An 8,255-nucleotide genomic window follows, 5' to 3' on the forward strand; every position below is an offset into this window, starting at 1 on the left:
AATCGGTCGTCGGCTGCTATGGCTGACGCGGCGCGTCGCGAAGGAAGCGGCGCACATCGGCCAGGAACGATGCGCGCGCGCCATCTTCGCGAAAGACGATATGGCCGCTCTCATAGCAACGGTTGGTGATCCGCCTCGACAGGTCGGACGCGAGGGTTGCGGTCGCGAGGACATTGCCTTCGCACATATTCAGGGGATCGAACCGGCCGGCCGCCACGAACACGCGGAGTTCGGGATCGCGCTTCAACGCATTGACGATCCAGGTCGGATTGGCCCGGGCTAGCGGCGACACCTCGCCCGATCGGCGCATTTCGCTGAGGACCGCCGGGGTGATCCCGGGTTGGTTATACTCCCAGCGATCGCCGATCGTTGGAAGCTTCGGCCCCGGAATCGGTACGTAGCCCTTTTCGAGACCGGCATAGACGAGATCGGTCGAATAGCCGAGTTCGCCGCGGATATAGCGATCGACGAGGAGCGGATCGCCAAGATTATTGCCCGGATCATCCTCGCCGATGCGGGTGTCGATGTCGCTGAGCGGTTTGCTGCCGTCGTCGGCGAGCGCAAAGCGCAGATAGTCGGCCGCGCTGACCACCAGCGTGTCGCGATTGATGCGCGCAAGGGGGAAGGCGGTATAGCGCGCCAGCGCTTCCGCGATCGCCTCGCGCTGGTCGGGACCGAGCGAATTCACCTGCTCGAGCGCGGGCATGTAGACGTCGCGGGCCCATGCGACGGCTTCGTTCATCGCCGTCTCGCGGTCGCGCATGAGCGCCGGATCCAGCTTCTTGTAATGATAGGCTGTTGCCGTGCGGGCCGGGACATGCATCGCGTCGTAGAAAGCGGGGGGCTGGGGAATGTTCGGAATATCGCCCGATATGAAAATGGTGCCCGCGAGCGGCGATTTGCGTTCGGTCATCATGTCCGCGACCGCGGCGGCGCGAAACACGCCATAGCTCTCCCCCAGGAGGAAGGTCGGTTGCGCGATCGTGCCGAACCGTGCCCGATAGGCGCGGATGAACTCTGCCGTGCTATTCACGTCTCCCAGAAAAGACATGAAGTCGGCGGCGAACTCGGGCTTCGCCGGCCGCGAGAAGCCGGTTTCCACGGGGTCCATGAACACGAGATCGGTCTCGGTCAGCACCGTATCCGGATTGTCGACCATGGCGCCGCTGTCCCTGCGGCGGGGGCCGAGGCCTTCCATGTGAACGATCGCCGATGAAATCAGCGGCCCTCCGTTCCAGGCAAAGGTGATCGGCCGTTTCGGCCCGTCGCTCGGCACCACATAGGCGGTGAAGAAGATATAGCCCCGAATTTCACCGGATCGGTCTGTCCTGATCGGGATGCGTCCGGTGCGGACCTCATATCTCAAAACGCCGCGCTGCATCTTGAGGCTGCGCCGGACCGTCACGACCGGCTCGTCGCCGACCACCAGCGGTGCGATCGTGCCCGCGTCGGAAGGCGCCGCGGCCATCGCCTGATTTGCGCTGGCCGCCCCGAAGCAGAGCAGCGCGGCGGCGAGCGCCGGCCGCAGCATGAAGCGATCATATGGCCCGTTCTGCACGCTGATTTCCTCCCGGTGGCTTCAGGAGCGACCATGGCAGCCGCATTTACGAGATCAAGTCTAAATAGACTATTTGTAAAATATTCGGCGACGCGGTGGCTTCAGCCCCTTATGTCGGCCAGCAGATTATAAACGCTCGCCCGGCTGATCTTCATGGCCTTGGCCACGAGCAGCGCCGAGTTGCGCGCCTGGAAAAGGCCGTCATTATCGACGAGGGCCACGAGTTCGACGCGCTCCGCCCGGGTCAGATTGTCGATCGGTTTGTTCACCCGGATCGAATAGTCGCGAACCAGATAGTTGATGTGTTGCTGAATATCGTTTCGATAGATCGGCTCGGGCCGCTTCAACTCGGGCGACGCAAAGGCCGCAACGACAGCCTGAAGGCGGTCGAGCATGGTAACGTCGAGATTGATGCACAGAAAGCCGATCAGCTCATTCTCATCATTTCGGAGGCCCGCGGTGATGGACTTCGTTCGTCCCTGTGACGTCAGCGCTTTTTCATACGGACCAAGGACGGCCTGGTCGTCGGGGAAAATATCACCCGCGCCATTGAGGTTGGAAGGATCGCCGGCCTTGCGTTCAGTAAAGCTGTTCCAGATGCGAACGACATGGCCTGTTCGAAGATCGTGCAGCACGACTTCGGCATAGGGGTGCAGCAGCGTTGCCACCGCTTCGGCGGTTGCGAAATGCGCGCGAAACGGATCGATATCGTCCGCGCGGCCGTTTGATTTCGTGCTTTTGGTCATTGCCTATCCCAGCTCAACTGCGGCGCCGTCCGCGCCGATTGTTCGAGGCCCAAAACGATGCCGTTGATTGTTGGTTCATATAGACATATCGTCAAGACGTTGATTTTGTAACCCGCTTTCGGCTCGCGACGGAGAATATCCCTTGCGACCCAATTCAAACTTCACGCGCGATCGGACTTGCCATGTGGAAGATCATCATCCTGTGCTTTCTGGCCGCCGTGTTCGAAGGTTTCGACATTCAGTCGATGGGGGTCGCCGCACCGCAAGTCGCCCCTGCGCTCGATCTCGATGCCCAGCGAATGGGAATGGTTCTGAGCGCGAGCATTTTCGGTTTGATGATCGGCGCCGCTTGGGGCGGCTGGGCATCCGATCGATACGGCCGAAAAAATACCCTGATGCTTTCGCTCGTTGTTTTTGGCTGTTTTTCTTTGCTGACCGCGCTCGCCGGGAGCTTCGGTGCGATGATGGCGATAAGGGTCGCGACCGGGGTCGGGCTCGGAGGCGCGCTGCCTAACATCATCGCCATGGTCTCGGACGCGGCTCCCCCGAAGCTGCGGGTGACTCTTCTTGGTATCGTCTACAGCGGGCTCCCGATCGGCGGCGCATTCGCGGGCGTCATCGCCGGCTTTGTCGGTTCGACCGGGTGGGCGCATGTCTTTATAGTCGGGGGTGTCGGGCCGCTGCTTTTGGCGCCGCTGATCGCTCTCGCCATGCCGACCGGCGGGCCGGTTCCTGCGCAAAGCTCAACTCCGTCGGCCGAGCCGTCCGAGACCTTATGGCGCGGACGCGCTGGTCCGACGCTGATGCTCTGGATGGCCTATTTCTTCACGCTGCTCGCGGTTTATCTTCTGCTCAACTGGTTGCCGACACTCATGCTGGCAAAGGGCATCGACCGCGATGTCGCTCCGCAGGCGGCCATATATCTCAATGCCGGCGCTATCATCGGCAGCCTGATTCTCGGCCAGCTTGCGGACAGGGGGTCGATGCGGGCGATACTCCTCACGACCTATTCCGGTATGCTCCTGTCCTTGATCTTCTTGAGCCTGGCCGATCGGGATGTTGCGATGCTTGCCTGTTTCGTCGCCGGCTTCTTCATCATTGGCGGGCAGCTTGTCCTCTATGCGTTGGCGCCGATCGTTTACCCGCTCTCGATCAGGGGAACGGGTATCGGGGCCGCCGTTGCGGTTGGCCGGGTCGGGTCGGCACTAGGGCCGTTGCTTGGCGGCATTGCCCTCAGCGCCGGGCTGGGCGGCAACGCGGCCTATTTGATTGCCGCCCCCGGATTGGTTCTGGCCGCCGCCGCCGCCTTGTTGCTGGCAAGGGCGATCGAAAATCGCGGCGCGGGCTCGTTGCAGGCGGGCTCGTTGTAGAAAGAGATCAGACGGACACTATCCCAGGAACATGGCGATCGGGCTGGCCGCGAGGCCGACAATCAACAGTCCTTGCAGAAGCCGCTTCGGCCGCGGTTCGGGGCGGATTGCGGCGGCAACCAGGATCAGCGCCGTGAGGGTCCAGAAGATCGCGGTGAGCGGCGCGGCGTTGCCGGCGAGCACCCGTGCGAGAAAGGTAAGCGTCAGCGCGAGCGGCACCCCCCACAGCACCGCGTCCCACAGGCTGCGCAGCCGCGGCTCGTGGAGGCCTCGACGCGCGCGCTTGCCGAGCCAGATCGAGGTGCCGGTCGCGACGACGACCGTGAGCGCGAGGCCGAGCCCGAAATAGGCGAGTTTGACCGGCAGCCCCCCGAAATTCCCGAAGTGGAGATTATAGGTCGAGGCGGCCATCTGCTGCCCGAGATGGCCGTCGGCGAGGCCTACGGCGCCGAGGAAGCGCCCGTTCGCGTCGAAATTATAGCTTTCGCCGTAAATCAGCCGCTGCGGATGCTCGGCGAGGAGCTGGACATGCTGGCCGCGCGTGCCGGGGTCGTGGAGGATGATGTAGGTGGGGCGTAGTTCGGGATGCGTCGCGGCGATCCACGCGAGCGGCGCCCTGACGTCGGCAAGCGGGGCGGGGCGCGCGTCGGGTTTGCCCTCGCCGCCGAAGATCGGTGCATAGGCCGCCTCGACATCGCCCTTGTAGAAGCTCGCGGCGAGGCCGTAGGCGCCGATCGTGCCGAGCCCGATCATCGCGCCCGTCAGCGCGATCGCGAGCGCGAAGGGCAGCGACCAGACGCTCAGCCGGTTGTGCCAGTCGGCGAGCCCGACTCCTTCCTTGTCGCGGGCGCGCAGGTGGAAGGCGTCGCGGAAGATGCGCGGGTGCGCGATCACCCCCGACAGCGACAGCGCGACGATCATCACGCCCAATATGCCGACGAGGATCAGGCCGACTAGGCCGGGGATGTTGAGCCGATAGTGGACGGCGAGGAGGAATTCGGACCAGGCATTGCCCTCGGGTCCCGCGATCGCGCCGGCCTGGTCGACGTGCACCGCCTGGCTGTCGGTCGTGATCGTGGCGCGCGGCAGGTCGGGGACCGGGAGGTGGACGTAGAGGTGCGTCGTCGCGGGCTTGCCCTCTTCGGTCGCGAGGACCGCGGCGACCGCGCTTTGCACCGCGCTCGGCGCGATGCGCGCCATTTCGGGCGCCGCCGGCTGCTCGATCCGCTGCCATTCCTGATAGAAGACGACGATCGTGCCCGTCAGGCAGACGAGATAGAGAAGCGCCGAGGCGAGCAGCCCGATCGCGGCGTGCGCCGAAAGGGCGCGCTGGACCATCCCCTTGTCGACCGGCCCGGTCATGCCGCCCCTCCGATCCAGATCAGCCCGAGGCTCGCCGCCGCGGGGAGCAGCAGCCACGCGAATTGCGTGCGTCGCCGCGGCATCATCAGCAACGCGAAGGCGAGGATGCCCCAAAGGAGCGGCAACAACAACAGCGTGAGCGCGTTGCCGTCGGCCTCCGCCCAGCCGCCGAGCCCCGCGAGCGCGCGCGCGGCGAGCGCCACCAGCAGCGAGACGAGCATCGCGAGCGGCACGGTGACGAGGAAGGTCAGCAGGCGGCGCCCGATCCGGCGCGGTTCGCCCTGTGCGGGGAACATGTGCGCCTTGCGGTCCGAGGCGCGCGCTTTGCCCGGCCGCGCCGCCGCCGCGGCCCGCGCGAGAAGCAGCGCCGCTGTTCCCATGCCGAACAGCGACACCATGGCCGCGCCCCACGCGCCGTTGCCGGCGATGCCGAGCGCGGTGCCGAGAAGGAGCAGCGCCCACGCCGCGCCGTTCAGCGCCGCCGAGCGCCGGGGCAGGCCCCAGGCGCGGCGGAGCAACAGCACGCCGAGGACCGCGGCCGCCGCACCGGCCCAGACGAGGGGCGAAGCGCCGCTCACCGGAAGCGGTAGCCGATCGTAGCCATCACGTTGCGCGGCGCGCCGACGAAGCAGTCGCCGCGTGCAAGACAGGATGCGAAATATTTGTTGCCCAGAAGGTTCGTGGCGTTGATTGCGAAGCGCCAGTTGTCCCGCGTGATCTCCGCCAGTGCGTCGACCGTCGTGCGCGACGGCGTGACGATCGACCAGATGTCGCTGGTGGAGATGCTCTTGCCGCTATAGACGACGCCCGCGCCCAGGCGCAGCTGCGCTTCGCCGGACAGGCCGAAGGTCTTGGTCGACCAGAGCGACGCGGTGTGGCGCGGCATATAGTCGAGGCTGGTGTTGGTTTCGGACCTGAGCTTTGCATAGCCGTAATTGGCGAGCAGCTCAAAATGGCCGGGCAGCGTGTGACTGGCCTCGATCTCGAAACCCTTGGTGTTGAGTTCGCCCGATTGGGTCGTGCCGCCGGCGGCGAGATAAAGGACGCGGTTGCGCTCCCTGATCTTGAAGGCGGTCGCGGTGACCAGCGTGTTCGGCGTCGGCTGCCACTTCACGCCCGCTTCATATTGCGTGCCGGTCTGCGGCCGATAGGGATCGCCGAAGGTGCCGTCGCCATTGTCGATCCGGCCGGCGACCGGCAGGAAGCTTTCAGTATAGCTGAAGAAGGGTGAGAAGCCCGCGCCGATCTCCCCGATGATACCGGCGCGAAAGGTGGTGGCATTGTCCTTCTGGCCCGACGAGCCGGTGACGCGGTCGCGGCGGGCGCCCAGCACGACCGAGACGCGTTCGTAGAAGCGAATCTGGTCCTGAACATAGATGCCAAGTTGCTTCTGGCTCTCCGAGATGAAGGGACCGGTCGGATCGTAGGTCGCCAGCGCATCATAATCGATGTCGTATAGATCGACGAGCTCGAAGCCGCCGGCACTGCGCTTTTGCACCTTGTTCCAGCTATAGTCGATGCCGACGAGAAGCTTATGCTCGATATCGGCGCCGGTGCCGAAATTGAACTCGATATTATTGTCGGTCGAGAAAACGTTCATTCGCGCGTCGCTGGCGTCCGCGATCAGGGCGATCGTACGGCCGTCGGTTCCGTAGACCGAGAAAGGATCCTGCGGGTTGGTGTAGCTGTCGGCATAATGGGTTTTATACTCAAGGTCGCTGTCGATATAGCGAGCCTTCAGGCTGAGCTTCACATTGTCCGAGAAGCGATGCGTGATCGATCCGCCGCCTTGCAGCGAACGGCCGGCATAGCGGTCCCAACCGGCCTTGCCGACGAAGGTGTAGCGATCGAGCTGTTCGCCGGCGACCGGGTTGGGCTTGAAGGTGCCGACGATCGGCAGGAATTGCGAGGTCGAGCCGGTATCGTCCTCCTGGTAGAGGCCGGTCAGCACGATGTCGGTGTCGGGCGTCGGCTGCCAGCGGATCGAGGGCGCGAACATCACGCGGTCGTCGGGCACATGGTCGACAAAGGTGTCGGCGTCGCGCGCGCGGCCGACGAAGCGGACCGCGAGATTGTCGGCGAGCGCGAGGTTGACGTCGCCGAGCACTTCCTTGCGGTCGTCGCTGCCATAGACGAGATTGATTTCGCCGCGCGTGTCGAAATCGGGCGTCTTGCTGACGAGGTTGACGATGCCGCCGATCGAGCCCTGGCCGAACAGCACCGAGGCGGGGCCGCGCACGATCTCGACGCGCGAGAAATTATAGGGGTCCGAGGTGATCGAGGCATAATAGGAGAAGATGTCGCGCATCCCGTCGCGGAACTGCAGCGCGTCGAGGCCGCGCACGTTGAAGCCGTCGACGCGGGTGTCGCGGCCATAGGGATTGGCGAGGACGCCCGCGGCGTATTTCACCGTGTCGCTGATGTTGATCGCGCCCTGGGCCTCATATTGCTCGGCGGTGATGACCTTGATCGGCTGCGGCAATTCCATCAACGCGGTATCGGTCTTGGTTCCCGCATAGCCGGTGACCACAATCTGGTCCTGTGACTCCTCTGCCGTCGATGCAGCCTCCTCGGCGAGCACTTGCCCACTTGCCAGTGCGGTGCAGATCAGCTGGGTGAAACGCGCGGCTGTCATGAAAGGCCCCCTTCGAGCTCGATTGTTACTCGAGAGTGCGAGTAATGCGAGTCAATATCATTAGCAATATCTAGCAATATCTATCCTCAATTTATGCATCGAGCGCGGCCAAGGGCATATGCGTCTGGCACTGGCTGGAAGGCGGGCCGGCGGCAGGATAACCGCCGCGAAGCGATCATACCGTTCACCACGGCGTATTGCCGCGGGCGGATGCCGCGGAACCGCGCCGTTGCCGGCGACGGTGCGATTGCGTTAGGCGAATCGTCCATCGGGCCATTCCCGATTTGCGGTGGATGCGCCTAAATTGCGTAGGGGCGGCCACCCCGGAGGACACTCAGGCCCCAAATCGGATTCGCACTTTTTTGGGGGGATATTATAGGTTATGAAATCAGTATGTTAGGGGCAATGCAAGGAATTGTGAGTTAACCGATTTGGTACTATAGAAATCGGGTAGGGGGATTCCTCACGGAACCCCCCTCCCACACCACCGGGCATACGTTCTACGTACCACGGCGGTTTCCGGTAATGTTCAACGCGGCGTGATGATGAGCGAGGCTGACAAGTCCTTGCCGGTTGAACCATGC

Annotated in this window: 6 protein-coding genes; 1 reads left to right on the top strand and 5 read right to left on the bottom strand. The window is 63.9% G+C overall.

The window, feature by feature from the left end; translation table 11 throughout:
- Nucleotides 1–16: 16 nt before the first annotated feature.
- The gene (locus VHO04_RS16470) at nt 17–1,558 is read right to left on the bottom strand and encodes a S10 family serine carboxypeptidase-like protein (protein WP_329629321.1); all 1,542 of its coding nucleotides are present in this window, start codon (nt 1,556–1,558) and stop codon (nt 17–19) included.
- A 101-nt stretch (nt 1,559–1,659) separates the two neighbouring features.
- A complete protein-coding gene (locus VHO04_RS16475; protein ID WP_329629322.1) occupies nt 1,660–2,304 on the bottom strand; it encodes a helix-turn-helix transcriptional regulator in 645 nt (214 codons plus the stop codon).
- Between the two features lie 182 nt (nt 2,305–2,486).
- On the opposite strand from VHO04_RS16475, the gene VHO04_RS16480 reads away from it, so the two are divergent.
- Nucleotides 2,487–3,674, top strand: a complete 1,188-nt coding sequence (locus tag VHO04_RS16480; RefSeq protein ID WP_329629323.1) for an MFS transporter — start codon at nt 2,487–2,489, stop codon at nt 3,672–3,674.
- 18 nt (nt 3,675–3,692) lie between these two features.
- Here VHO04_RS16480 and VHO04_RS16485 read toward each other — a convergent pair whose 3' ends face one another.
- Genes VHO04_RS16485 through VHO04_RS16495 form a run of 3 tightly spaced genes read right to left on the bottom strand, consistent with a single transcriptional unit; the run spans nt 3,693 to nt 7,671 of the window.
- Nucleotides 3,693–5,036, bottom strand: a complete 1,344-nt coding sequence (locus tag VHO04_RS16485) for a PepSY-associated TM helix domain-containing protein (protein WP_329629324.1) — start codon at nt 5,034–5,036, stop codon at nt 3,693–3,695.
- Nucleotides 5,033–5,614, bottom strand: a complete 582-nt coding sequence (locus VHO04_RS16490; protein ID WP_329629325.1) for a hypothetical protein — start codon at nt 5,612–5,614, stop codon at nt 5,033–5,035. Before VHO04_RS16490 ends, VHO04_RS16485 begins: the two co-directional genes overlap by 4 nt.
- Nucleotides 5,611–7,671: a TonB-dependent siderophore receptor gene (locus tag VHO04_RS16495; protein WP_329629326.1), complete on the bottom strand. Its 2,061-nt coding sequence runs from the start codon at nt 7,669–7,671 to the stop codon at nt 5,611–5,613. The genes VHO04_RS16490 and VHO04_RS16495 overlap by 4 nt, the downstream gene beginning before the upstream one ends.
- Nucleotides 7,672–8,255: the final 584 nt, after the last annotated feature.

It is taken from the genome of Sphingopyxis sp. (genome assembly GCF_036261875.1).
GTDB lineage: Bacteria > Pseudomonadota > Alphaproteobacteria > Sphingomonadales > Sphingomonadaceae > Sphingopyxis.